Below are 24,661 nucleotides of genomic sequence, written 5' to 3'. Positions count from 1 at the left end.
TCGACAAGCTCGGGGACCAATGGGAGGAACCTAAAATGAAGAAAACAACAATCCTGAAAACAACCGCCGCAGCGGCGGTACTGGGGCTGGCGGCGGGTGCCGTTTCGGCCCAGGAAATTCGTTTCATGTGCTATTCCGACGGCAATGAATGCGAGGTCTACGAAGACCTGCTGAGCCGTTTTGAAGCCGAAAACGAAGGCGTTGACGTCGTGGTTGACGTGGTGCCCTATCAGGCGATCCTGGAAAACCTGCCGGTGCAGCTGGCCGCTGGAACCGGCCCGGATCTGGCAAAGGTCACGGACCTTGGCGGGTTGAACAAATTCTATCTCGATCTCGCGCCGTATATCGACACCGGCTATTGGGACAGCTCGTTTGGCGGCACACTTGACTGGTATCGCGTCGGCGACCGTCAGGGATATTATGGCCTGCACACCCAGCTGACCATTACCGGGCCATTCGTGAACGCCACCCTGTTCGAACAGGCCGGGGTCGACATGCCGGGCGAAGGCGCGACATGGGATGATTGGGCCACCGCATCGCGTGCGGTTGTCGAAGCGACCGATGCCGATTTCCCGATGGCGATGGACCGTTCGGGCCACCGCGTGGCGGGTCCGGCGATTTCCTATGGTGCCAAATACTTTGACGCCGAAGGCAACGGATCTTTTGACGGCTTTGATGCCTTTGCCGAGGCCTTTGTCGGCTGGAACGAAGACGGCACCATGGCGCGCGATGTCTGGGCCAGCCAGGGTGGTGCGACCTATGCCGATGCGGCGCAGGAATTCATCAACGGCGAAGTGGTGTTCTACTACTCCGGTTCCTGGCAGGTCGGCCGCATGGACGAACAGGTTGGCGATTTCTTTGACTGGCAGGTCGTCGGTTCGCCCTGTGGTCCGGCAGGCGCCTGTTCCGGCATGCCGGGTGGCGCGGGGGTTGTCGGGTTTGAACAGACCGAACATCCCGAAATCGTGGCCAAGGTGATCGACTTCCTTGCGCAGGAAGAAATGTATGCCGAAGCTGCGGCACGCACCCGCAATCTGCCCGCCCATTTGGGTGTCGCATCCGCCGGTGTCGAGTTCGAAAATGCATCGCCCGCCGCACAGGCTGCGCTGAACGGCTTTGCCGGGGCGCTGCCGGATGTGTCGCCGATTGCCTTTGCCTATCAGGGCTATGCGGGCAACCGCGCGATGTTCGGCATCACGGTTGAACGTCTGAGCCAGGCAATTGTCGGCGAGCTGACAGTGGCCGAGGCGATGGAACGCGCGGCCTCTGATCTGGAATTGGCGATGGCCGAAACCAAGTAAGCGGCACTCTTCCTTGACAGGGCCCTGCGCGCGACATGTGCGCGGGGCCAACCAATTCGGAGGGGCCGATGCTGCACATCCTGACACCGATCATGCGCGTGATCGAAATCCCGATGCTGGCGTTACAGCGCATGTTGGGGATCAACAAACTGGCTTGGGTGTTTTTGTTTCCCAACCTTTTGTTGTTCGGCCTGTTTGCGTTCCTGCCAGTGATCCTGAACATGTTTTACGCATCAACCGGCGGCGACAACGTGCTGTTGTCGGACCGGCCATATGTGGGCGCGCGGAATTTCGCAAACCTGATGGATTGCTCGAATTTTCTCGACCCCAATTCCTGTCGCGAGGACAAGTTCTGGCGCGCGGTTTGGAACACCTGTTGGTTTGTGGTGCTTCAGGTCGGGGTGATGGTCGGCTTTTCGCTGTTGACCGCCGTGATCCTGAACCGGGATATCCGGGCGCGGGGGTTCTTTCGGTCTGTGTTCTTCTTTCCGGTGCTGTTGTCGCCGGTTGTCGTCGCCTTGATCTGGAAATGGATCTTGCAGCGCGAGGGCGTTTTGAACGCCTTTCTTGACTGGACCGGGGCGGGGGGCATCAACTGGCTGGTGGATGCGCAATGGGCCTTTGGCTGGTCGGTGTTCATTTCGGTCTGGGCGCATATGGGGTTTTATACTCTGATCCTGCTGGCCGGGTTGCAGGCCATTCCGCGCGACGTTTATGACGCCGCGATCATGGACCGGGCGTCACCATGGCGCACCTTTCGTCGCATCACCCTGCCGCTGTTGTCGCCAACAATGCTGGTGGTTCTGGTGCTGGCGCTGATCAAGGGCGTCCAGACATTCGACGAGATTTATGCCTTTACCGGCGGTGGTCCGGGCACGGCGACGACATTCATCATTCAGTACATCTACGAAGAGGGCTTTGCCGGCGCGCCGCGTCTGTTTGGTCTGGCGTCTGCTGCCTCGCTTCTGGTGGCGCTGGTGCTGATCGTGCTGACGCTGGTGCAGCTTTGGGCCAACAGGAGAAATGTGGATGGCTAACATAATCTCATTCCTCACCGCCACACGCGGCAAGGGGCGGCTGCATTGGACCGATTGGGTGTCCTATGGCTATCTCTTCCTTGGCATCCTGTTGATGTTTGGCCCGGTGCTCTGGCTGGTCATGTCCAGCTTCAAGACCGCCAATGAGCTGGACCGCTTTCCGCCCCGGTTCCTGCCCTATGCGCAGGAAACCGTGATGGTCGATGGTTTTGACAAGCCGCTGATCCTGTTCATGGTGTCCGAGGAATCCGAGTTGGATGTGGCCGGTGAAACCGTTGCCCAGACCCGGCGCGCCGCCTGCCGGTCCGAGGTGATCCGCCCAAGCGATCCCGGCACCCGCATTCGCCTGCCGGCGCAGGATCTGGTGGCGATTGAATCCGTGAAATTCGCCACCGAAAATTACACCCAACTGTTCGAACGTTTCAATTTCCTGCGCTTTTTCTGGAACTCGACCTTCATCACCGTCACGGCGACATTGTTGATGTTGCTGGTCAATTCCATGGCCGCCTTTGCCCTGTCGAAGTATCGGTTCCGGGGCGGACGTCGGTGTTGTTGATCGTGATTGGCACGCTGATGATCCCGCAGACCGTTGTGCTGGTGCCGTTGTTCCTGATCGTGACGGAACTGGGCATGTTCAACTCGCTCTGGGGGGTGATCATTCCCGGCGCGGCGACGCCGACGGGGGTGTTTCTGCTCAGGCAATACATGATCACCATCCCGGACGAGATTCTGGATGCCGCGCGCATGGACAAGGCATCGGAATGGAAGATCTTCTGGCGTATCATCGTGCCGCTCAGCGCGCCGGCGATTGCGGTGCTGGCGATCCTTGCGATCATGTGGCGCTGGAACGATTTCCTCTGGCCGTTGATCGTTTTGACACGCACCGAAAACTTCACCCTCCAGCTTGCGCTGAACTCGTTCCAGGGTGAATTGCAGACCGACTGGGCGTCGCTTCTGGCGATGACGGTTTTGACATTGCTGCCGATCGCGGCGGTCTTCATGTTCTTGCAGAAATACATTGCGACCGGCATCGCGTCGACAGGAGGCAAATAATGGACGGCACGACAGTACAACAAGCCGGCATTCAATTGCGCAACGTGCGCAAATCCTATGGTCCGGTCGAGGTGATCAAAGGCATCGACCTGGATATTCCGCATGGCGATTTCTGTGTTTTTGTCGGCCCGTCGGGCTGTGGCAAATCCACATTGCTGCGGATGATTTCCGGGCTGGAGCCGATTTCCGGCGGTGACATCGTGATTGGCGGCGAGGTGGTGAATGACATTCCCGCCGCCGACCGGGGTCTTGCCATGGTGTTCCAATCCTATGCGCTTTACCCGCATATGACCGTGCGCCAGAATCTCAGCTTCGGGTTGGAAAACATCAATACCGCCAAGGCAGAGATTGCCGAAAAGGTGGGTGCGGTATCCGCGATGTTGCAGATTGATCAGCTTCTGGATCGCCGTCCAAAGGATCTTTCGGGCGGTCAGCGCCAGCGGGTGGCCATTGGTCGCGCCGTGGTGCGCGAACCGCGGGTGTTCCTGTTTGACGAACCACTGTCCAACCTTGATGCCGAATTGCGCGTCGACATGCGGGGCGAGATTTCGGCGCTGCACAAACGGCTGGGCAACACGATGATCTATGTCACCCATGATCAGGTCGAAGCGATGACCATGGCCGACAAGATCGCGGTGCTGCGCCTGGGCGAGTTGGAGCAATTCGGCGCGCCGCTGGATCTGTTCAACGATCCGCACAATCTGTTTGTCGCCGGTTTCATCGGGTCGCCAAAGATGAATTTCCTGACCGGTCATGTGGATGCCAGCGACCGGACCTTGCTGACGCTCGCCACGGGCGAGACTGTGCGCTTGCCACAGAAGGGGTTCGCGCAACGCGCGGGGCAGGGGGTGACACTGGGCCTGCGGCCCAATGATCTTCAGCCCGCGGATGAGGGCGCGATCCATTTCGAGGTGCGGGCCGTCGAACAGCTTGGGTCGGACAGTTATCTCTATGGGGCCTTGGCGGATGGCACCCGGTTGACCGTCCACAACCCCGGTCAGACCCGCGTGCGGCAGGGGGACAAGGTGGCGCTCAACTTTGCGGCCGAGGCGGTGCATCTGTTTGACACCGAAAGCACCTTGACCCTGCGCGAACCGGGCCAGGTGCCTCTATAGGAAACAGGCGGGCCGATCGCGGTCACAACTTGCGCAAATGCCACGCGTTTCCTGCGCGCGTGGCATCAATCGCGCGCCTGCGTGGTTGTCAGGCCCGACCAACAGGCCTAGGTCCGGAACCATCGACCAACCTGCCGGTCTGCGGCAACGCCCACCGGACCCAAGCGAGAAGAATGATGTCATGACCAGCTTTGCCCTTCGTGTTCAATGCCCCTCGCGGCGTGGGATCGTTGCCGCCATTTCCGCCTATCTGGCGGAACAGGGTTGCAACATCATCGACAGCGCCCAATTCGACGATGCGGGCACCGGCAATTTTTTCATGCGCATCAGCTTTCATTCGGAAGAGGGCCGGACGCTTGCGCAACTGCAAGAGGCCTTTGTCGCAGTGGCAGAACCTTTTGGCATGCAGGCGGATTTCTTTGACGAGGCGGTGAAGCAGAAAGTGGTGATCATGGTGTCGCGCTTTGGTCATTGCCTGAACGATTTGCTTTACCGGTCGCGCATCGGGGCCTTGCCGATTGATATCGTCGCCGTGGTGTCCAATCACATGGATTACCAAAAGGTCGTGGTAAACGCCGACATTCCGTTTCACTGCATCAAGGTGACCAAGGAAAACAAACCAGAGGCCGAGGCCCGCATCATGCAGGTGGTCGAAGACACCGGCGCAGAGCTGATCGTATTGGCGCGTTACATGCAGATCCTGTCGGATCAGATGTGCCAGAAGATGTCAGGCCGGATCATCAATATCCACCATTCGTTCCTGCCGTCGTTCAAGGGGGCCAATCCCTATAAACAGGCGTTTGAACGCGGGGTGAAGCTGATCGGGGCGACGTCGCATTATGTGACGGCGGATCTGGACGAAGGTCCGATCATCGAACAGGACACCACCCGTGTGACCCATGCGCAATCCGCCGAAGATTACGTGTCGCTGGGCCGGGATGTCGAAGCACAGGTTCTGTCGCGCGCCATCCACGCCCATGTGCATGGCAGGGTGTTCCTGAACGGGGACAAGACCGTGGTTTTCCCGGCGTCACCGGGGTCTTATGCCTCTGAACGGATGGGCTGACCCGATCCTGTCGCTACTGCATCGAAGGGGGGCATAAGTCCCCCGGTCGGTCCATGGGCCGCGCCATTCGCCCGCGGGTCGGAGATTTCGCAAGCCCCACGGTCAGCCGATGCCATACAATCGTTTTGCGGCGATCCCGTCCGACAGGTCGCCCCAATCCCCGAAGCGCCTGCAAACCTCGGCATAATCGACGCGGCTTTCATGTTGGGTATGGGGCCAGTCACTGCCCCAGACGATGTGATCGCTCGACAGCTGGGACAACAGCTCTGTTGCATGCGGCACAAGGTCAAAGCCCGTGCGGTAATGCGCGGCGAATTTGAAATGCAATGCGCTGCGGTCGGGCAGGTCGGCAACCGTCCGGATCATCGGATCATTGCGGGGGTCCGGTTCGGAGGGCAGGCCGAAGTGGTCAATCACCAGATTCACCCCCTGATCGACAAGCGCCGGTAAGACCGGCGCAAGGCGCGGACCTTCGAGGTGCAATTCCAGATGCAGGCCGCGGGCACGCAGTTTTGTCAGAAATTGTCTGGTCAGCGTCGCGCTCAGATCGGGCAAATCTGCACCGCGCACAAGGTTCCAGCGCACCCCGCGCATGCCGGCGCGCATCAGCCGGTCCAATTCCGCGTCCCCCACCTCCAGCGGCACCACGCCCACGCCAGCGAAACGCGCGCGGTCCAGACCGGCAAGCGCTGCACACATCTCGGAATTGTCGGTGCCAAGGAAACTGACCTGTACGATCACACCGCCCTTTAGCCCGTTTGCGTGTTGATAACTCAGCCAGTCGGCCAGCGGCGCCGGTCGGGCGGGAATATACCTCGCGCCGTCGATTGCGGTGACGGTTTCATAGACATGCGCGTGACAGTCGAACTGGATCATGAGGCCCTCCCAAGACAATTCATATATATGACTAGTTGACTGTATGGGTCAACATCGTTTACAAGCTTTCCCGGGAGGACGATGATGAGCACTGGATTCGCGACAACAGACGAACGGTTGCCGGCCTATGTCCGGCTGCGCGACACGTTGACGGCCCGCATTGCTGCGGGCGACTGGACACCGGATCAACCGATCCCTTCCGAGGCACGATTGGCACGCGAATTCGACGTTTCCGTCGGAACGGTGCGCAAGGCGGTTGACGGGCTGGTGGGCGAGGGGCTTTTGGAGCGGCGGCAAGGATCGGGCACCTACATGCGGGCGCCATCCTTTAATGCCACGCTGTTTCGCTTCTTCCCGATGCGCGGCAGCGAAGGCGCGCCGCTTTCGATCCCGCAGAGCCAGATGATCCTGCGCACCCCGGCCGAGGCCCCGACCGAAGCGGCTGCGGCACTTGGCACCGGCGAGGTGATCAAGATTGTCCGCCTGCGCAGCCTGTCCGATCAGCCGGTGCTGTTCGAGGAAATCTATATTCCGCGCACGCGGTTTGTCGGGTTCGAAACCCTGCCGGACACCGCCTTTGGGCCGCTGCTTTACCCCACTTATTTTGAACATTTCGGCGTGCTGGTAAAACGCGCGACCGACGAGGTGTCGTTTGGGCGTGCCTCGGTCACGGTGGCGCAACAATTGCGCATCGCGGCGGGTGATCCGCTGGCGGTGATCTGCCGCACCGCCTTTGATGTCGAAGACAAGCCCGTCGAATGGCGCATCGCCAGCGGCAGCGCCGAGGGCTTCCGCTATCGCAGCGAAATCAGCTGACACCCACAATTCCAAAGGGAGAGAGACCATGAAAATCAAGACAATCCTGCTTGGCCTGACCGCCGTCACGGCGCTGGCCGCCCCGGCATTGGCCGAATATCCCGAGCGTGCAATCGAGCTGACCATCCCGGCCTGCGCCGGCGGTGGCACCGACACCAGCGCCCGCAAACTGGCGATCCTGCTGGAGGAAAAGCTGGGCACCTCGATCGCGATCCTGAATGTCGGCGGCGGTGGCGGTTCGGTCGGGGCGTCGCAGTTCATGCAGGCCAAACCGGACGGTTATGCGCTCTTCGCCACCTGGAACAGCCCGCTGACCACTGTGCCGCAGGTCCAGAATGTGGCCTATGCGCTCGACAGTTTCACGCCCATCGCCTCGACCTCGGAAACCGCCTATACGCTCTGCGTCAAGACCGATTTCCCGGCCACCACGGGTGCGGAATTCCTCGCGGAACTTGCGGCCAACCCAGGCAAATACACCTATGGCAATGACGGTATCGGCGGCACCATGCAGCTGGCGGCGGAACGGATCTTTCAGGCCAAGGGCATTGACGCCATCGCCATTCCCTTCGGCGGTGCAGGCGAGACATTGCAGAACTTCCTCGGCGGCCATGTGGACATCTACGGTGGCTCGATCTCGACCGTTCTGCCCTATGTCGAAAACGGCGAGGCCAAGTGCCCGCTGGTGACCTCTGCCGCTGATGTGCCGGCCCTGTCGGGGGCCTCGGGGCTTGCGGCGCTGGGGCTGGGCGACAAGGAAACCCTGCTGTGGCGGGCTATCCTCGGGCCAAAGGGGCTGGATCAGGCCATCGTCGACAAGCTGGCCGAGGTGATCGACGCGGCGGTCAATGATCCCAGCTACGTCGAATTCCTGGCCACCAAGGGCGAAGTGCCCAACGTGGTGAAGGGCGAAGATCTGGGCGCGCGGTTGCAGACGGAATACGACGCGCTGGCCGAAGTTTCCAAGAACCTCGGTCTCTGAACCATGGAGAAGCGTCAGGATATCGTGCTCGGGCTGCTGTTTGCCGGCCTTGGCATTGCCGCGGCCTGGATGGCGACCGAGTACACCGGGGCCAGCGGGAATTACCCGATGGTGCTTGGTCTGATCCTGGCGCTTCTTGGCGGGGCCGTCACGGTCAGGGCTGTGCGTTCTGGCCGGTCAGAGGCGCGGGCGCTGATCGAGGCACCCGCGAAGATGATCACCACGGCGGTGATCGCAACGCTCTATGTCGGGCTGGTGGTGCCGCTGGGGTTTTACACCGCCTCCTTCCTTTTGATGCTGGCGCTGCCGATGGCGCTGGGCTTTCGTCAGGCCGTCTATGCGCTGGTTGTGGCGCTGGTGTTCATGGTCTTGATCTACCTCGTTTTTTCGGTGCTGCTGGAAAAGCCGCTGCCGCGCGAGGCCCTTCTGTCCTTCTTCGCGTCCGGAGCCTGACATGGAATTTTACACCAACGCCTTTGTTCAGGTTCTGTCGTTTGGACCGCTGACGGCAATGATCGGTGCCACCCTGCTGGGCGTCTTTATCGGCGCGCTGCCGGGGTTGAACCCGGTGATGGCCATCGCGCTTCTGTTGCCGTTGACCTATTCGATGGATCCGCTGGTGGCGCTGGCCATGGTGGCGGGCATCTACAACGGGTCGATGTATGGCGGCGCGATCCCGGCGATCCTGCTGCGCATTCCCGGCACGCCGGCCTCTATCGCCACCACATTCGACGGCTTCCCGATGGCCGACAAGGGCGAGGCCGCCAAGGCGCTGAAAATCGCCTGCTGGTCGTCGGCCGTGGGCGGCATCGCCAGCGCCATCGCGCTGATGACCGTCGGGCCGTTGCTGGCACGGGTGACGCTGTTTTTTGGCCCTGCCGAATATTTCTGGATTGCGATTTTTGGCATGGCTTCGGTTGGTGTCATGGTCGGCTCTGACCCGGTCAAGGGCATCATGGCCGCTGTGCTGGGCCTGTTGATTGGCACGATGGGGATCGACAACCTCTCGGGGCAGGCGCGGTTTACGTTTGACCAGACCTGGCTGCTGGGTGGGCTCGACCTGATCGTGGTGCTGGTGGGGCTTTATGCCCTGCCGCCGGTGCTGCAATTGGCTGAAAAAGCCGATCTCAAAGGCCTGTCAGCCGCGCAGCTCAGGTTGAACGATGTGCCCTTCAAACCCGGTGAGCGTCGGGCGTTGATCCCGACCTGGCTGCGGGCTTCGGGCATTGGCATCGGTGTTGGCATCCTGCCCGGTGCGGGCGGCAATATCGCGGCTTTCCTCAGCTACAACGCCGCCAAGAACGCCTCGGACGACCCGGCGAGCTTTGGCAAGGGCAACCCGCAGGGCGTGGCGGCGGCGGAATGCGGCAACAACGCCGACAATGCCGCCTCGATGATCCCGGCGCTGGCGCTTGGCATTCCGGGCAACGTTGTTGCGGCGCTGGTGCTCAGCGCGCTGACCATTCACGGGCTGCAACCCGGCCCGCAATTGTTCCACCAGAACCCGGTGCTGGTCGGTGGTTTCATGATGGAAATGCTCCTGACGTCGGTCTTGATCTTTGCGCTTGGCGGTGCCGTGGCGACCCGCGTCTTTGCCCAGTTTCAGCGCCTGCCGGGGGTGCTTCTGGTGCCTTCGATTCTGATCCTCATGTGTGTCGGCGTTTACGTCATCAACGGCCGTCCTGTTGATCTCTGGGTGATGCTGGCCGCCGGTCTTGCCGGGTATTTCCTGGAAAAGGTGAATGTGCCGCTGGCACCGGTCATCCTTGGCATGATCCTTGGCCCGATGGCGGAACAAAGCGTGCGCCGCGCCCTGTTGATCAGTCGCGGCGACGCCACCGAATTGCTGACGCGGCCGATCTCTGCGGCACTGGCGATTGCGACCGTGCTTGTGATCATCTGGCCCATCGCCAAGGCCATGCGCCGCCGGCGTGACGCCGGAAAAGCGTGAGCCAAGGTGCGCGTTTGCGGCCTTGCTCACCGATGGTCGCAGCGCCGTTGGGAATGCGTCTAGCGGTATCAGAAAGCCTGCGCTTGGTCCCCGGTCAACATGACAAGCCCGATCAGCAGCAATGCGGCTGACACAGCACAGGCCGTGGTGCGGACCGAATTCCAGAAGGTCCAGCGCGGGACATAGGTTTGACGCCAATAATCCCGTGTTGTCGCGTCGGTCATTTCCATCCCGGCCAATGCGGTGTTCATCGGCACGTTGAAGACAACAGTGACGCCGAAACAGCCCATCAGATAGCACAGACCGGCAAGCATGATCAGCGTGCCTGCCGCACCGGTCAGGGCAAAAGCGCCGTAGGCCGCAATGACCAGGGACACCCCGGTCATGCCCAGAAACAGCGCCATGAACACCCAGCGAAAGACCTCTCGGTTGATGGCTTGCATCGCCTCAACACCACTGTGGCCCCCGGCCATCGCCAGCGCGCGCATGATGAAATCGGAAAAGGCCAGGAAAACGCCGCCGACGAAGGCATAGGCGAGAACGGCGAACTGGATCAGAAGGAAGAAAACGGCGGACATCGAAAGCGCTCCTTTATGGCGGTTTGGGCAGGTGACATTTGTCACCCGCCCGGTTGTGCGGATGGTTCAGGCCGCTGTTGGCCAGGCGCCGGCGGTCATTGCGGTCTGTGCGAAGGCGGCGAAGTCCCTTGGTTTGCGCCCCAGGGCACGCTCGACCCCGTCGGCGATATAGGCGTTGCGCCCGTCCAGGGTTTCCCGTGCGATTGTGGTGAAAACGTCTGCGACGAAGCTGTCGCCAGCGGCTGCGACATTGGCGTGGAAGTCCTCAAAGCTGATGGGAACATGCTGGATCGGGCGGCCCAGGGTGGCGGTCAGGGCCGCGGCCATGTCGGCAAAGCTCATCAGACGCGGGCCTGTCACCTCGTACCGTTCGCCCAGATGTCCGTCTTCGGTCAGGGCGGCGACGACCACATCGGCGATATCGTCAATGTCGATGATCGGCTCTGCGATGTCCCCGCCCGGCATGGGCAATACGCCACCAAGGATCGGATCGCGCAGATAACCTTCGGAGAAATTCTGCGCAAACCAGGCGGCGCGAACGATGGTAAACCCAAGACCGGAATTGCGGATCACATCCTCTCCCAAGCTGGCGAAATGCTCGCCCCGACCTGACAGCAACACGATGTGCTGCAAACCAGCGCCCAAGGCGACTTCGGCAAAAGCCTCCAGCTTTTCGATGGCACCGGGGAAGGCCAGATCCGGGAAATAGGTGACATAGGCTTTGGCCACGCCGTCCAGGATCGGCGCCCATGTCGCCCGGTCTTCCCAGTCGAACGGGGTGTCCGAGCGGCGCGCGCCACGCCGAACCGCCAGACCTTTCGCTTCGAGTTTCGCGGCGACGCGCGATCCTGTTTTGCCGGTCGCGCCGATGACAAGAATGGGTTGGTTGGTCATGGTAATCTCCAATGTTGAGCAGAAGGCATTTTTTGGTGTGTTGGCGGGAAAGATCGCCCTGCGCCGGGCAATCCGTGGTCAAGCAAGCCAAGTGGCGGCCCAGCCCAGCGCGGTCAGGCAAAGTCGTTCGGACAGTTGAATTTGATGGGGCTGGTCCCGCGATCCCCGACCGTGATGTCGCGCGCACTGCGGTGTCAGGCCCGGGCAGGGGGATCGCGCAGATCGGCTAGGCGCTTTCGCGGACCTGACCGACCAGGATTGACCAATCCATGCCCAGGGCACTGTAGACATCACCGGCCTGATCGCTTGCATTGTCTGCGAGGATTTCGATCATCAGGCTTGCGCCATCCGCTACCACGACACCGGCCTGCGTCAAACGCATCATTGCGGTTTCACGCTTTGTCATGTTGAACGTGCCGCTGGCATCCACCGCGATATAGGCCTCAAACCCCTCGCGCACGGCCCGCATCGCGGGAAATGCGGCGCAGACTTCGAGCGACAGACCAGCAAAGATCAGCTTGCTCCGCCCGGTGGCGCGAATGGCCGCTTCCACCCGGGGATCGTCCCATGCGTTCACCGTTGTCCGGTCGATGAATGTGTGCTCTGGCAGCGCCTCTTGCAGCTCTGGAATGGCGGGCCCCCACAATGTCTGTGACGAGGTCGTGGTGGTGACGATCGGCAGGCCGAGGGCCTTTGCCGCCTTGGCCAGACCGACGATATTGTGTTTGAGATCCGCGATCGAATAATCGCGGATGCCGGTCATCAGGCCGACCTGATTGTCGATAAATACGACAGCGGCATTGTCACGGGTCAGGGGCCCTGGATTATTCAGGTTGGTCATTGTCTTCTCCTTTCAAGGTTGGTCTTCAGGGGGGTGGTCAGTCAATTGATCCAAGGCGACCGGCGCGATAATCCGCCTCGACCGCGTCAAGCTCTGCTGTGGTGCCCATTGCAAACGGGCCGCGTTGGACAAAGGTCTGGCGCAGCGGGGGCGCCCGGAACAGGACGGCATGTGCGCCTGTGTCCGAGGACACCGAAATGTCGGTGGCACCGGTAAATGCGACGGCTTTGCCGGCGGGCAGTTCGGCAGAGCGGGCGTTCCACGTCACGGTGGATGTGCCTTTGATGGCAAGCACCCAGGCGTGATGGCCGCCGTCGCCGTGATGCGTGAACCGTCCCCCGGCCTGCATCTCTATGTCGAGCAAGGTCAACGCGATGTCCGGCGCGGTTGCCCCCGCGACACCGTTGCTTTCACCAAGGACAAGCCGCGCAGTGGCGTCTTTGCCCGGCAGCTTTGGAATGTCGCTGGCCGCAAGGTGAAAGGCCGACGGGGCGTCATGCCGGTTCCGGGCGGGCAGGTTGACGAAAACCTGCAAGGCATGGGTCCTGGCACCGGGGCGGGGGGCTTCGTTGTGAATGGCACCGCGCGCGGCCTTGAACCAATAGAGATCACCGGGCGCCAGATCGAGATCATTGCCAAGCGAGTCACGGTTGCGAAACGCGCCTGTGCTGTCCTCAAACACCACCGTCACCGCCGAAAGCCCGGCATGGGGATGTGTCCCGAAGGTGGGCTGGGTCATGACGAAGTGATCCACCATGATCAGCGGATCCATCAGCCCCTGAAATTCTGCGTGCTGATAGCTTCGGGCCTCAAAACCGTCGCTGATCTTGATCTTGCGACCGTCGCTTTGTGCATGGGGTTCGCAAGGAACGCCTGCAAGTTTGTCGATACGTTGGGTGTTCATGTCAAATTCTCGCTTTTGCTGAATTGATAATATGGGCGAGACAATTGATCGAAAATCGGTCAATATCGGAACCTATCGTTCCATAAATGGGACAATAAGGCGGGGATTGGCATGGACCTCAACGACGCGTTCTACTTTGTTCAGGTTGTTGAAAAGGGCGGGTTTTCCGCCGCCGCGCGGTCGTTGAACATTCCGAAATCGCGGCTGAGCCGCCGCGTGCGGCAGTTGGAGGATGACCTCGGCGTGCGTCTTTTGCAGCGCACATCGCGTGTCGTCACCTCGACCCGGATTGGCGAGGAATATTATCGCCACGCCCGCGACGCGTTGGCACGATTCGAGATCGCCGAAACCGCGGTCCGGCGCAAAACCAACACCATAGAGGGGAATGTCACAGTGTCCTGTTCCGTCGGGATGGCGCAGTTTGGCCTTGATCAGATCCTGCCGCGTTTTCTGCAGGACAATCCCGGCGTGACCGTGGTGCAGCGGGCGTCAAACCAGATGGAGGATCTGATCAAGGGCGGCATCGACATTGCCATCCGGGGGCATATGGACAGGCTGCCGGACTCCAGCTTGGTGCAGGTGCGACTGGCGCGGGTGGACTGGCATCTGTTTTGTTCGCCTGACTATCGTGACACTTTGGATCTGGCGGGGGATCCGGCCATGCTGGCCAATCACCCGGCCCTTGTCCTTGGTCGCCCCGGGGCAACACACCAATGGTTGCTGACGGGCGGTGATGGGCAAACGGCCTCGGTCCCGTGCCACGTGCGGTTTGCCAGTGACGATATGACAACGCTCAAAAACGCTGCGGCGCTTTCCTTGGGGATTGTTGCGCTGCCATGTTACGTGTGCCGACCAGAGGTGGCGGCCGGATCGCTTGTGCGTGTCTTGCCGGGCTGGACCGCGGGGCGGCCACAGATCAGCCTGTTGATGCCATCGCGCAGGGGGTTGCTGCCGGCGTTTGAAGCATTCCTTGCCTATTTGAAACAGGAAATGCCGGTCGTTCTTGCGGGCGATCCTGAGGGCACCAGCGGATAGCCCGCCGGCGCGGTTTCGGAATGCGCCGGACCATGGCGCGCTGGGCGTCAGCAACATCGCCGTGCCATGTGATCCGGGCCATTTCTGCCTGACGACGGGTCGAGAAGACCGCAAAGGCGATCAGAATGTGCATTGGCATTGTGCGATTGTTCATCAGCGTGGCGCGTTCGAGATGTTCCATCCGGCGGTTCGGCTCGCCGGGGTCGGCCGACGGGTTCGCTGTTTGGACGTGCTCATGAAACCCATTGTCGCGCAGACCATTTGCGCATCTTTCGCTTGTCGAATGGCCGGGTTTCACTGCCCCCCGCCTTGCGTCGGGTGTTCTGAACAAGGTATGCCTTCGACCCATCCCCGAGAGTGAACTCGCTGATGTTCGCCATCGCATATGCGCCGCTGCATTTCGTGTGACCAAACGGGGGTACAAGGGCCAAAATGAGCAAAAACGGTAAGACACGGAAATGACGGAAGACCCGACACAAGCAAAAGTTTCAAGGGCTGCTCGCCTATCCGTCGCCCCGATGATGGATTGGACGGATCGTCATTGCCGCTATTTGCATCGGCTTTTGTCGCGGCGGGCATTGTTGTATACGGAAATGGTCACGGCGCCCGCCTTGGTGCGGGGTGGGGCGGTGCATTTGCTGGAGCATGATGCGGCGGAGCATCCTGTGGCGCTGCAGCTTGGCGGGTCGGATCCTGCGGAGCTTGCGGCGGCGGCCCGACTGGGGGCGGATGCGGGATATGACGAGATCAATCTGAATGTCGGCTGTCCCTCGGACCGGGTGCAATCGGGCACTTTTGGTGCGGTGTTGATGAAACAGCCGGATCTGGTGGCGGACTGCTGTGCGGCGATGCGTGCGGCGGTGGATGTCGAGGTCACGGTGAAATGCCGGATCGGGGTGGATGACCAGGAGCCGCGCGATGTGCTTCCGGCCTTTCTTGACAGAATTGCTGCGGCAGGGGTGTCGCGGGTTGCCATTCATGCGCGCAAGGCGTGGTTGCAAGGGTTGTCCCCCAAGGAAAACCGCGACGTGCCGCCACTGGATTATCCGCTGGTGGTGGCGATGAAATCCGCCTTTCCCGATCTGCACATCTCGGTCAATGGCGGCATCACCACATTGGAACAGGCGCGGGGCTTTCTGGATCAGGGGCTGGATGGCGTGATGATCGGGCGCGCGGCCTATCATCAGCCGTGGGATGTGCTGGGGCGGGCGGATACGGCGGTTTTCGCAGCCGCCGATCCCATGGCCACCCCGCAAGATGCGGTGCGCGACATGCTTCCCTATATCGAGCGGCATTTGATGGCACAGGGCCGGTTGCATCAGATCAGCCGCCATATGCTGGGCCTGTTTGCGGGCCAGCCGGGGGCGCGGCAATGGCGGCGCATCCTGTCAGAAGGTGCCTCAAAAAAAGGCGCCGGGCCAGAGCTGGTGCTGCGTGCACTGGCAGCGGTGGACCCTGTGGTGGTCTGAGGCCCGAAACTGGGCGGTGCGGCTTTTCCTTTCCGCCCGGGGCGTGTATTGCGGCCCGGTTCATCAGGGAGACCACGATGCCGGACACCATGTTATTGTTGCAGATGTTGGTCTTGCTGATTGTGATTGGCGGCTTTGCCTGCGTCTTGGCCGGGCTTTTGGGGGTCGGCGGCGGAATTGTTCTGGTGCCCGCCTTTTTCTATGCCTTCCAGACCCTGGGCTATGGCGGGCCGCAATTGATGCAGATGTGTCTTGCGACCTCGCTTGCGACAATCATTGTCACATCCCTGCGTTCGGTGTTGAGCCATAACCGCAAGGGCGCGGTCGATTGGACCATCCTGAAAACCTGGGCACCGGGGATTGCCCTGGGCGCCATTGTTGGCGTCTTTGTCGCGGCGTCCCTGCGGTCCGAGACCTTGCAGATCCTGTTTGGATGTCTGGGTGTTGTCATTGGTCTTTACCTTGGGTTTGGTCGGGCGACATGGCGGCTTGGCAGCAAGATGCCCGGCGGGATCACGCGGGCGATGTTGTCGCCGGTTGTCGGGTTTTTGTCGGTTCTTATGGGGATTGGCGGTGGCAGCTTCGGGGTGCCGCTGATAGCCTGTACAACACGCCCATTCACCGTGCGGTTGCCACGGCTGCCGGCTTTGGTGTGTTGATTGCGGTGCCGTCGGTTGTCGGCTTCCTGTTCTTGCAGATTGATCCGGCCCAGCGCCCACCGTTCACCTTGGGCGCGGTCAACCTTGTGGCCTTTGGCATTGTGATCGCAATGACCATGATGACCGCCCCGTTGGGGGTAAAGATCGCCCACAACATGAACCCAAAGCCGCTGAAGCGCGTGTTCGCATTGTTTCTGATCCTGGTCGCATTGAACATGCTGCGCAAAGTATTCCTGGTCTAAGGCAGGACTGTTTCCGCTATCGGTATTTTGATCTGTGGGGCGGTTTTTCTGGTTTTAAAAAAACTATACTTTAAAAACAGTGAGTTATCGAAATTAGTTGACAGTTCGCCGGTGCGCTTTGACGCATTTTGGCCTTTTCCAAATCAGAAACTATCTTATTTCGGTCAAAATCGGCCCTAATTGCACGTTTAACTTGTTGTTAAGGAAGCAGCAGGAGCGTGAGATGTTTGAAGTATTAATGTTATTGGGGCTTGGTATGACCACTGCCGGCGTTGTCGGGTTGACCGGCCTGGATGCGGATCAGGCCGACGACAGTGAAACCGCAGCCAATGAAATGGAAAGCTCGGAAATGGATCTGGTGACCGCGGACGGCGGGGCCAACGATCTTATGACCCAGGTTGGATTGATCCGCGCCGAGATGGACGCAGATCTGGCAGCCACTGCGCAATTTTCCGGCACTGACGTCGCGGATGTGACAGAGGCGCATGTGGCCGAGGCCGACAGCGCAGAGGACAGCGCCGACTGGATCACGCCGGCAATTCTGTCCGACGCCGCCATCGGCCCAACCGCCATTGGCCCAACCGCGATCAGCACGGATTTCCCGGATGTGCCGGTGTTTGAAGATTTCTTGCCGGGGCAGGACACATTTGTCCTCCACTTGCCAGAAAGCATCGACAGCGATGCGGATATGTGGATCGAACCGATGGGCGAAGACGGCGCCGATGCCGCGATCATGCTGGACGATGCAACCGGCGTTCTGTTGGCGGCGGTGGTGGTCGGGGCTTATGGTGCTCTGAAACCGCGCGACATCAAGCTGGAGCGTGAAGTATAAATCATTCCGATAAATCGCGAGGCGCGATACCAGTTGTCATGTGGGTCGGCGCGGCGGAATGCCCCGGCACATGTCTCTGATCAAATCATTCGGGTCACATCATTCAGAACCAGACCCGAAGAAGCAGATTACCTTGGGCTCAGTTTGCCCCGGGCCAGTTTCCCCAGGTCGTATCTTTTTTCATTAGTTCATTCTGGCCAAGCCATGCTGGCAGATTACTCGGGCGTCTCCACTCGGGTAAATTCACTCACGAATGCCAGCTTGCCGGGGTAGGTCACCCGGGCAAAAACGCTCAGGTCTATCTGTTCAGGTCCATTCACGCAGGCCGATCAATTGGGCCCATATATTTCGGTCTATTCACTCAGGCTGGATTTTTGGGGCCAGATTGGAAGGGCCAGGTGTCTGAGGCCACCTGATCAACCGGACAATGACACCTCTCACCTCTCATCACGTCGCTTCGCGTCCCAGCCGGGCCGCGCGACCGCCACGCCGCTTTTTCAAATGGCCACGACGGTTGGGCAACTCCGCCATGATCCGCGCACGTTCCTGCTGCGTCATTTTTGACCAACGTGTGATTTCGTCAATCGACCGCAAACAGCCGGCACAAATCCGTGCCTCTGGATGTACCACACAGAGTTTGACACAGGGGCTTTCGATTTCGTCCCGCTGCCAGATATCATCTTTCACCGATAGAGACCCTCTCATGCCTGATTTCGCGCCAGACGCCTTTTCCGATGTCATGCCCGGCCCAAATGGCCCAGCCGGTCCAATACCCCCTGCAGAATATAAGACGCCGCAACATGGTCGATCACCTCGGCCCTGCGTTTTCGCGATGTATCGGCCTCCAACAATGCGCGTTCGGCGGCCACCGTGGACAGGCGCTTATCCCAAAACGTGATCGGCCCATCCCACAGCCGTTCGAAATTGCGGGCAAAGGCGCGGGTGGATTGGCATCTGGGCCCTTCCGATCCGTCCATATTGCGCGGCAATCCCAGCACCAGCCCGCCAATGGCGCGCGCGGCAATGATCTCTTGCAGGCGCGCGGCATCCAGCCCGAATTTCTTGCGGCGCACCGTTTCCAGCGGTGTCGCCACCGTGCGCAATCCGTCGGATACGGCGACGCCAATGGTCTTGTCCCCCAGATCCAGCCCGATCAGGGCGGTCATCGGGGGCACTTTGGCGGCGAATTCGGAAATATCTTCGATGATCATACCCCCCATCTAGCGCGCGGTGGGGGTGGGGGAAATCCCCAAGCGCCGCCCATGTCGCGATTGACGTGGATTGTGGCGGATTTGAAAGACGCAAAAGCCCCGCTAAGCTTCTAGAAAGATCAGACGCAGCAGACCGGGATTCGCCATTCATGAAACGTTATTCCGCCTTCGCCATCGCAAGAGAGGCCGCGCGCCATCATCTGGGGTGGGAACGGGCCTGGGCCTCGCCAGAGCCGAAATCGCATTACGATGTGGTGATTGTCGGTGCCGGGGGGCATGGGTTGGCGACCGCCTATTATCTGGGGCGCAACTTTGGCATCACCAATGTGGCGGTGATCGAAAAGGGCTGGCTGGGCGGTGGCAACACCGGGCGCAACACCACGATCATCCGCTCGAATTATCTTCAGGATGCTTCGGCCGCGATCTATGAAAAGGCGCGCAGTCTTTACGAGACGATGTCGCAGGACCTTAACTACAACGTCATGTTTTCGCCCCGTGGGGTGATGATGCTGGCTCAGACCCAGCATGAGGTGCGCGGCTATCAGCGCACCGCCCATGCCAACGCCCTGCAAGGGGTCGCAACCGAATGGATTTCACCGCAACGGGTGAAGGAGCTGCTGCCGATCATCCGCCTCGACGGCCCGCGCTATCCGGTGCTTGGCGCGCTCTGGCAGGCGCGCGGCGGCACGGCGCGTCACGATGCCGTGGCTTGGGGCTATGCGCGGGCCTGCTCGGCCATGGGGATGCATATCATCCAGCAATGCGAAGTCACCGGCATCCGGCAATCAGACGGCCATGTCACCGGTGTGGACACCGCCAAGGGCGCGATTTCCTGTAATAAATTGGGGCTGGTGGTCGCAGGCCACTCCGGTGTGCTGGCGGATATGGCCGGTTTCCGGCTGCCATTGGAATCCGTCGCGCTTCAGGCGCTGGTCAGCGAGCCGATTAAACCAATCATGGACGTGGTCGTGATGGCTAACACGGTGCATGGCTACATGAGCCAATCCGACAAGGGCGAAATGGTGATCGGCGGCGGCGCGGATGGCTTCAACAACTATACCCAGCGCGGCAGCTTCCACCATATCGAGGAAACGGTGCGCGCCCTGATCGAGACTTTTCCAATGATCTCGCGGCTGAAAATGCTGCGCCAATGGGGCGGGATCGTCGACATGACCGGCGACCGCTCACCGATCCTTTCGAAGACGCCTTTGGACGGCTGTTTCATCAACTGCGGCTGGGGCACCGGTGGTTTCAAGGCGATCCCCGGCTCCGGTTGGGGCATGGCGGAACTGATGGCCAAGGGGCATTCGCCATTGACCGAGGCATTCGGGCTGGACCGGTTCCGCGAGGGGCGATTTGTGGACGAAAGCGTGGCAGCGGGGGTGGCGCATTGATGCGGGTCGAGCCCAAGCCGCCGGTCTTCGATTTGCCAGCGCGAATGGGGCTCGCAATCGCCATGGCCGCAGTTTTGGTGATTTGCGGGTTCTGGGCCGCAAAAGCTTCGGGCGACGCGACGTGGGCCGCTCGTTTCGGTGCGGTCATCATCGCCTTTGGATTGGTGTTTCTGCTTCTTTCCCGGAAATCCTTTGGGCTACTGCGCGCCGAAAAGGACGAATTCGATTACAGGTTGAGCCGGGCAATCGACACATCGGCTTTTAATCGTGCCAGCAATCGTTTCGCCGACGAAATGAACAAAGCGGGCGCGTTTGCGCGACAAAAGAATTTGATTTTGACGGAAGCGTGGATTTTGTTGATTGGAACAATCCAATGGGGCTTCGGCGACCTTCTGGCCAACAGAATGCTATTTTGCGGAGACTGGACATGCTAACCCTCAAATGCCCCTACTGCGGCATCCAGGCCGACGAAACCGAACTCAGCCCCGGCGGCGAAGCCCATCTCACCCGCCACGGCCCCGGCTCCAGCGACGGGGACTTCCACGACTACCTCTTCGCCCGCCAGAACCGGCGCGGCGTGCATTTCGAACGTTGGCGCCATGCCTTTGGCTGCGGCAAATGGTTCCTCGCCGCCCGCGACACCCAAACGTTGCAGGTCTTTGGCACCTATCCCGCCCAGGTCCTGGAACCGCCGCAACATATCCGCGACGCCATCAACCAAAGCCAAAACTGATCCTTCTTCTCTTTGAAAATACGCAAATCCACTGCCTGCCGCGCGCAAAAGGGCCAAAGACATGAGCACACGCCTCGCCACCGGTGGCCGCCTGATCGACCGCACGACACCGCGACATTTCACCTTCAACGGCAAACGCCTGACCGGCTATGCGGGTGACACGCTCGCCTCTGCCTTGTTGGCAAATGATCAGATGTTGGTTGGCCGCAGCTTCAAATACCACCGCCCGCGCGGCATTGTCGCCAGCGGCGCAGAGGAACCCAATGCATTGGTCGGCCTTGGCCGCGGCGATCGGTTCGAACCCAACCAACGCGCCACCACCACCGAAGTGTTCGACGGGCTCGAGGCCACAAGCCAGAACCACTGGCCCAGTCTGAATTTCGACATCGGCGCAATCAACGCACGCTTTGCGTCCTTCCTGCCTGCGGGGTTTTATTACAAGACCTTCACCTGGCCTCGCAGCTTCTGGAAACACCTGTACGAACCGATCATTCGCAAATCCGCCGGGCTCGGCCGCGCCCCCGATCCAGAGGCCCGCGATCCTGACAGCTACGAACATTTCCATGCCCATGTCGATGTGCTGATCATCGGCGGCGGCATCGCCGGGATGGAGACCGCGAAACGCATTGGCGAAACCGGCGTCCGGGTGCTGCTGATTGAACAAGACGTCGATTGGGGCGGGCGCGCCCCGGTGGATGGCGGCGAGATTGGCGATCAACCCCCCGAGGATTACATCGGCGGTCTCCTGGCCTCTCTGAATGCAATGGACAATGTCAGCCTGCGCACCCGGTGCATGGGGGCAGGGGTCTATGACCACGGCTATGCGCTGGCTTATGAACGTCTTACCGATCACACCCCGGCGGCCAAAGGGCCGCGCCACCGGCTCTGGCGTATTCGTGCGGCGCAGATCATCACCGCCACAGGCGCCCTTGAACGCCCGCTGGCTTTTGCGGGCAACGATCTGCCCGGTGTCATGCTGGCCAGTGCGCTGCGCGATTATGTGGTGAATTGGGGCGTCAGCCCCGGTGACCGCACGGTGATCGTCACCAACAATGATGACGCCTATCGCAGCGCGCTGATCTTGCGCCGTGCGGGGCTGGCCGTGCCTGCGATTGTTGATGCCCGTGTCCTGCCCCAGGACAGCCCCCTGATGGCAGAGGCCCGCGCCCTGGGCATTCGCATTCTGCAAGGCCATGCAATCGACCATGTGATAGGGCAAAAGCGGGTGACCGGCGTGGCCCTTTGTGCGCATGCAGGGGCCGGGGGGGCCGTGATTGATGAAATCGCCTGCGATGCGGTTGCGATGTCGGGCGGCTGGTCGCCGGTGGTGCACCTCTGGTCCCATTGTGGCGGCAAGCTTTGCTGGGACGAGACCCGTGCCATGTTCCGCCCAGACCACAACCGCCCGCCCACGGGCGATAAGGGCCAGGCTTTTGTGACCACAACCGGCGCGGCCAATGGGATGTTCACCCTGCAAGAGGTGCTGGACGACGCGGTGGCCACAGCGGCACAGATCACCAAGACCCCTCCGATGACCAGCGCCGCGCCGCAGGCGCAAGCGCAGGAAGAGGCACCACTCGCCCCCGTCTGGATGATGCCCCAGGGTGCGGGCGTGCACCACAGGGCCAAAGCCTGGCTGGATTTCCAGAACGATGTCAAAGTGTCCGACGTCCAGCTGGCCGCGCGCGAAGGGTTTGAAAGCGTCGAACACGCCAAACGCTATACCACGCTCGGCATGGCAACGGATCAAGGAAAGTTAAGCAATATCAACGGTCTGGCCATCCTGTCCGGCGCGCTGGGCGCAGATATCCCGGATGTCGGCACCACCACCTTTCGCCCGCCATATACCCCGATCTCGATGGGGGCCATCGCGGGGCCGGGGCGCGGCGACACCTTTCAACCAATCCGCCGCACGCCGATCCATGATTGGTTGGCGGCCAATGGTGCCGAATGGGAGCCGGTCGGCCAATGGCGCCGCCCCTATTGCCTGAAACGCCCCGGCGAAACGACCCATGACGCGGTCACGCGCGAAGTCACCAACACCCGGAAAAATGTCGGGCTTCTGGATGCCTCGACCCTGGGCAAGCTGATCGTCAAAGGCCCGGATGCGGGCCGGTTCCTCGACATGCTCTACACCAACATGATGTCGACCCTGAAACCGGGGCGCTGCCGCTATGGGCTGATGTGCAATGAAAACGGGTTTCTGATGGATGACGGCGTTGTTGCGCGGTTGGACGCGGACACCTACCTCTGCCACACCACCTCCGGCGGCGCAGATCACATCCATGCCCATATGGAAGATTGGCTGCAATGCGAATGGTGGGATTGGCAGGTCTATGTTGCCAATGTGACCGAGCAATACGGCCAGATTGCCGTGGTCGGCCCCAACGCCCGCAAGCTGCTGGAGGCCGTCGGGGGTCTGGATGTCAGCCGCGAAACCCTGCCGTTCATGGGCTGGGTCGAGGGCGCGCTGGGCGGCATTCCGGTGCGGATCTTCCGCATTTCCTTCTCCGGCGAACTCAGCTTTGAAATCCCGGTCAAGGCCGGTTACGCCCGGCATCTCTGGGATCACCTGCTAAGCGCCTGCCGCGACTTCGGCGTCATGCCATATGGCACCGAGGCGCTGCATGTCATGCGGGCGGAAAAGGGCTTCATCATGATCGGTGACGAAACCGACGGCACAGTGATCCCACAGGATCTGGGGATGGACTGGGCGATTTCCAAGAAAAAGACCGATTACCTCGGCAAACGGGCGCAGGCCCGACCGGATATGGCACGCCCGGACCGCTGGAAACTGGTGGGACTGGAAACATGCGATGGTGCGGTCCTGCCGGACGGGGCCTATGCCGTGGCCGAAGGCCGCAACGCTAACGGCCAGCGCAAGGTGTTTGGCCGTGTCACCTCGACCTATTATTCCCCGACCCTCGGGCGCGGGATTGCCATGGGCTTGGTGCAAAATGGCCCCGACCGCCTGGGCGAGGTGATCCACTTCGCCAAATCCGACGGTGTGACCACAATCGAGGCGCGGATCGTCGATCCGGTCTTCTATGACAAAGACGGGGAGAAACAGAATGTCTGAAACACAGGCGACCCCGGCAATGGCGCTGGGCGGTGCGGCGTTTAATGGCTTGATCTCGATCCGCGAAGCCGCGCCACAGGCAATGATTGCCCTGCGCGGTGATTTGGCCAGCATCGAAGTCAAGAATGCGGCCACCGGCGTCACCGGTCTTGATATGCCCGGACCACGGGGCGCCAATTGGGTTGGGGACCGGGCGATCTTGTGGATGTCGCCGGATGAATTGCTGATCCTGTGCCCCTATGACGAAGCCGACAGCGCGCTGGCTGGCATGGCCGGGTGCCTGGACGGCCGCCATGCGTTGGTCACCGATATGTCGGACGCACGCAGCAGCTTTGATTTGCGCGGCGCCGGTCTGCGGGACGTGCTGGCAAAACTGACCCCGGCGGATATGTCGCGTACGGGCCTTCCTGTTGGCGAATTGCGCCGCTCTCGCCTGGCACAAACACCTGCGGCCTTCTGGTTGAAAAGCGAAACTTCGGCGCAGATCATCTGTTTCCGCTCGGTCGCGCAATATGTTTTTGATCTGCTGAAAACCGCGGCACAACCGGGATCTGCTGTCGCCTTCTTTGATCGCTGAGGCAACCGACACCCCATTG

At 60.9% G+C, this 24,661-nt stretch carries 25 protein-coding genes and 1 pseudogene; 19 read left to right on the top strand and 7 right to left on the bottom strand.

Features of this window, described 5'->3' with window-relative positions:
- Positions 1-35: 35 nt before the first annotated feature.
- The 6 genes from AC0L4F_RS20925 (at position 36) to purU (ending at position 5,572) form a co-directional block, all read left to right on the top strand.
- The gene (locus AC0L4F_RS20925; RefSeq protein WP_244691313.1) at positions 36-1,301 is read left to right on the top strand and encodes an ABC transporter substrate-binding protein; all 1,266 of its coding nucleotides are present in this window, start codon (positions 36-38) and stop codon (positions 1,299-1,301) included.
- Positions 1,302-1,369: 68 nt separating this feature from the next.
- Entirely contained in the window at positions 1,370-2,338 is a 969-nt protein-coding gene (locus AC0L4F_RS20920; RefSeq protein WP_244691312.1) for a carbohydrate ABC transporter permease, read from the top strand.
- Positions 2,331-2,894, top strand: coding sequence for an ABC transporter permease family protein (locus tag AC0L4F_RS20915; protein WP_244691311.1), 564 nt, complete (start codon positions 2,331-2,333; stop codon positions 2,892-2,894). Before AC0L4F_RS20920 ends, AC0L4F_RS20915 begins: the two co-directional genes overlap by 8 nt.
- 2 nt (positions 2,895-2,896) lie before the next feature.
- The gene (locus AC0L4F_RS20910; RefSeq protein WP_244691381.1) at positions 2,897-3,391 is read left to right on the top strand and encodes a carbohydrate ABC transporter permease; all 495 of its coding nucleotides are present in this window, start codon (positions 2,897-2,899) and stop codon (positions 3,389-3,391) included.
- On the top strand, positions 3,391-4,506 hold the full coding sequence (locus tag AC0L4F_RS20905; protein WP_244691310.1) for an ABC transporter ATP-binding protein: 1,116 nt from the start codon (positions 3,391-3,393) through the stop codon (positions 4,504-4,506). Before AC0L4F_RS20910 ends, AC0L4F_RS20905 begins: the two co-directional genes overlap by 1 nt.
- Positions 4,507-4,687: 181 nt before the next feature.
- Positions 4,688-5,572, top strand: a complete 885-nt coding sequence (gene purU / locus AC0L4F_RS20900; protein WP_244691309.1) for a formyltetrahydrofolate deformylase — start codon at positions 4,688-4,690, stop codon at positions 5,570-5,572.
- Positions 5,573-5,674: 102 nt separating this feature from the next.
- Here the strand turns inward: purU and AC0L4F_RS20895 are convergent, their stop codons facing one another.
- On the bottom strand, positions 5,675-6,448 hold the full coding sequence (locus tag AC0L4F_RS20895; RefSeq protein WP_244691308.1) for an amidohydrolase family protein: 774 nt from the start codon (positions 6,446-6,448) through the stop codon (positions 5,675-5,677).
- Positions 6,449-6,532: 84 nt separating this feature from the next.
- Between AC0L4F_RS20895 and AC0L4F_RS20890 the strand changes: the two genes are divergently transcribed.
- From AC0L4F_RS20890 to AC0L4F_RS20875, 4 genes are read left to right on the top strand one after another with little or no spacing between them, the layout of a single operon-like run.
- The gene (locus tag AC0L4F_RS20890) at positions 6,533-7,264 is read left to right on the top strand and encodes a GntR family transcriptional regulator (RefSeq protein ID WP_244691307.1); all 732 of its coding nucleotides are present in this window, start codon (positions 6,533-6,535) and stop codon (positions 7,262-7,264) included.
- 28 nt (positions 7,265-7,292) lie between these two features.
- A complete protein-coding gene (locus AC0L4F_RS20885; RefSeq protein ID WP_244691306.1) occupies positions 7,293-8,243 on the top strand; it encodes a tripartite tricarboxylate transporter substrate binding protein in 951 nt (316 codons plus the stop codon).
- Between the two features lie 3 nt (positions 8,244-8,246).
- Positions 8,247-8,696 carry a tripartite tricarboxylate transporter TctB family protein gene (locus AC0L4F_RS20880; protein ID WP_244691305.1) on the top strand — a complete coding sequence of 150 codons (450 nt, stop codon included), beginning with the start codon at positions 8,247-8,249 and terminating at the stop codon, positions 8,694-8,696.
- A 1-nt stretch (position 8,697) separates the two neighbouring features.
- Positions 8,698-10,194, top strand: a complete 1,497-nt coding sequence (locus AC0L4F_RS20875) for a tripartite tricarboxylate transporter permease (protein WP_244691304.1) — start codon at positions 8,698-8,700, stop codon at positions 10,192-10,194.
- Positions 10,195-10,262: 68 nt separating this feature from the next.
- On the opposite strand, the gene AC0L4F_RS20870 is transcribed toward AC0L4F_RS20875, so the two are convergent.
- The 4 genes from AC0L4F_RS20870 to AC0L4F_RS20855 form a co-directional block, all read right to left on the bottom strand.
- Entirely contained in the window at positions 10,263-10,772 is a 510-nt protein-coding gene (locus AC0L4F_RS20870) for an anthrone oxygenase family protein (protein WP_244691303.1), read from the bottom strand.
- Between the two features lie 66 nt (positions 10,773-10,838).
- Entirely contained in the window at positions 10,839-11,666 is an 828-nt protein-coding gene (locus tag AC0L4F_RS20865; RefSeq protein WP_244691302.1) for a Rossmann-fold NAD(P)-binding domain-containing protein, read from the bottom strand.
- 226 nt (positions 11,667-11,892) lie between these two features.
- Positions 11,893-12,507, bottom strand: a complete 615-nt coding sequence (locus AC0L4F_RS20860) for an isochorismatase family protein (protein WP_244691301.1) — start codon at positions 12,505-12,507, stop codon at positions 11,893-11,895.
- A gap of 37 nt (positions 12,508-12,544) precedes the next feature.
- Positions 12,545-13,411 (bottom strand): pirin family protein, encoded by an 867-nt coding sequence (locus AC0L4F_RS20855; protein ID WP_244691300.1) that lies wholly within the window; start codon positions 13,409-13,411, stop codon positions 12,545-12,547.
- 111 nt (positions 13,412-13,522) lie between these two features.
- Between AC0L4F_RS20855 and AC0L4F_RS20850 the strand changes: the two genes are divergently transcribed.
- The 4 genes and pseudogenes from AC0L4F_RS20850 to AC0L4F_RS20835 all read left to right on the top strand — a co-directional run bounded on the left by AC0L4F_RS20850 (position 13,523) and on the right by AC0L4F_RS20835 (position 17,648).
- Positions 13,523-14,446 carry a LysR substrate-binding domain-containing protein gene (locus AC0L4F_RS20850; RefSeq protein WP_244691299.1) on the top strand — a complete coding sequence of 308 codons (924 nt, stop codon included), beginning with the start codon at positions 13,523-13,525 and terminating at the stop codon, positions 14,444-14,446.
- 458 nt (positions 14,447-14,904) lie between these two features.
- Positions 14,905-15,915 carry a tRNA dihydrouridine(20/20a) synthase DusA gene (gene dusA, locus AC0L4F_RS20845; RefSeq protein ID WP_244691298.1) on the top strand — a complete coding sequence of 337 codons (1,011 nt, stop codon included), beginning with the start codon at positions 14,905-14,907 and terminating at the stop codon, positions 15,913-15,915.
- A gap of 77 nt (positions 15,916-15,992) precedes the next feature.
- Positions 15,993-16,816 (top strand): annotated as a pseudogene (locus AC0L4F_RS20840) (sulfite exporter TauE/SafE family protein).
- 223 nt (positions 16,817-17,039) lie between these two features.
- Positions 17,040-17,648, top strand: coding sequence for a hypothetical protein (locus AC0L4F_RS20835; RefSeq protein ID WP_244691297.1), 609 nt, complete (start codon positions 17,040-17,042; stop codon positions 17,646-17,648).
- Between the two features lie 447 nt (positions 17,649-18,095).
- On the opposite strand, the gene AC0L4F_RS20830 is transcribed toward AC0L4F_RS20835, so the two are convergent.
- Together AC0L4F_RS20830 and ruvX are read right to left on the bottom strand one after the other, a co-directional pair.
- Positions 18,096-18,335, bottom strand: coding sequence for a DUF1289 domain-containing protein (locus tag AC0L4F_RS20830; protein WP_244691296.1), 240 nt, complete (start codon positions 18,333-18,335; stop codon positions 18,096-18,098).
- A 50-nt stretch (positions 18,336-18,385) separates the two neighbouring features.
- Entirely contained in the window at positions 18,386-18,859 is a 474-nt protein-coding gene (ruvX, locus tag AC0L4F_RS20825; RefSeq protein ID WP_244691295.1) for a Holliday junction resolvase RuvX, read from the bottom strand.
- A 149-nt stretch (positions 18,860-19,008) separates the two neighbouring features.
- Between ruvX and AC0L4F_RS20820 the strand changes: the two genes are divergently transcribed.
- The 5 genes from AC0L4F_RS20820 to AC0L4F_RS20800 all read left to right on the top strand — a co-directional run bounded on the left by AC0L4F_RS20820 (position 19,009) and on the right by AC0L4F_RS20800 (position 24,642).
- Positions 19,009-20,253: a sarcosine oxidase subunit beta family protein gene (locus AC0L4F_RS20820; protein ID WP_244691294.1), complete on the top strand. Its 1,245-nt coding sequence runs from the start codon at positions 19,009-19,011 to the stop codon at positions 20,251-20,253.
- Complete coding sequence (locus tag AC0L4F_RS20815) at positions 20,253-20,687, top strand: hypothetical protein (protein WP_244691293.1); 435 nt, start codon at positions 20,253-20,255, stop codon at positions 20,685-20,687. Before AC0L4F_RS20820 ends, AC0L4F_RS20815 begins: the two co-directional genes overlap by 1 nt.
- Entirely contained in the window at positions 20,681-20,986 is a 306-nt protein-coding gene (locus AC0L4F_RS20810) for a sarcosine oxidase subunit delta (protein ID WP_244691292.1), read from the top strand. Before AC0L4F_RS20815 ends, AC0L4F_RS20810 begins: the two co-directional genes overlap by 7 nt.
- A gap of 61 nt (positions 20,987-21,047) precedes the next feature.
- Positions 21,048-24,065, top strand: coding sequence for a sarcosine oxidase subunit alpha family protein (locus AC0L4F_RS20805; protein ID WP_244691291.1), 3,018 nt, complete (start codon positions 21,048-21,050; stop codon positions 24,063-24,065).
- A complete protein-coding gene (locus tag AC0L4F_RS20800; RefSeq protein ID WP_244691290.1) occupies positions 24,058-24,642 on the top strand; it encodes a sarcosine oxidase subunit gamma in 585 nt (194 codons plus the stop codon). Before AC0L4F_RS20805 ends, AC0L4F_RS20800 begins: the two co-directional genes overlap by 8 nt.
- Positions 24,643-24,661: the final 19 nt, after the last annotated feature.

The organism is Marinovum sp. J2-8 (assembly GCF_055808435.1).
The sequence above is the reverse complement of the archived record's forward strand: the minus strand, read 5'-3'. Positions and strand labels throughout refer to the sequence as shown.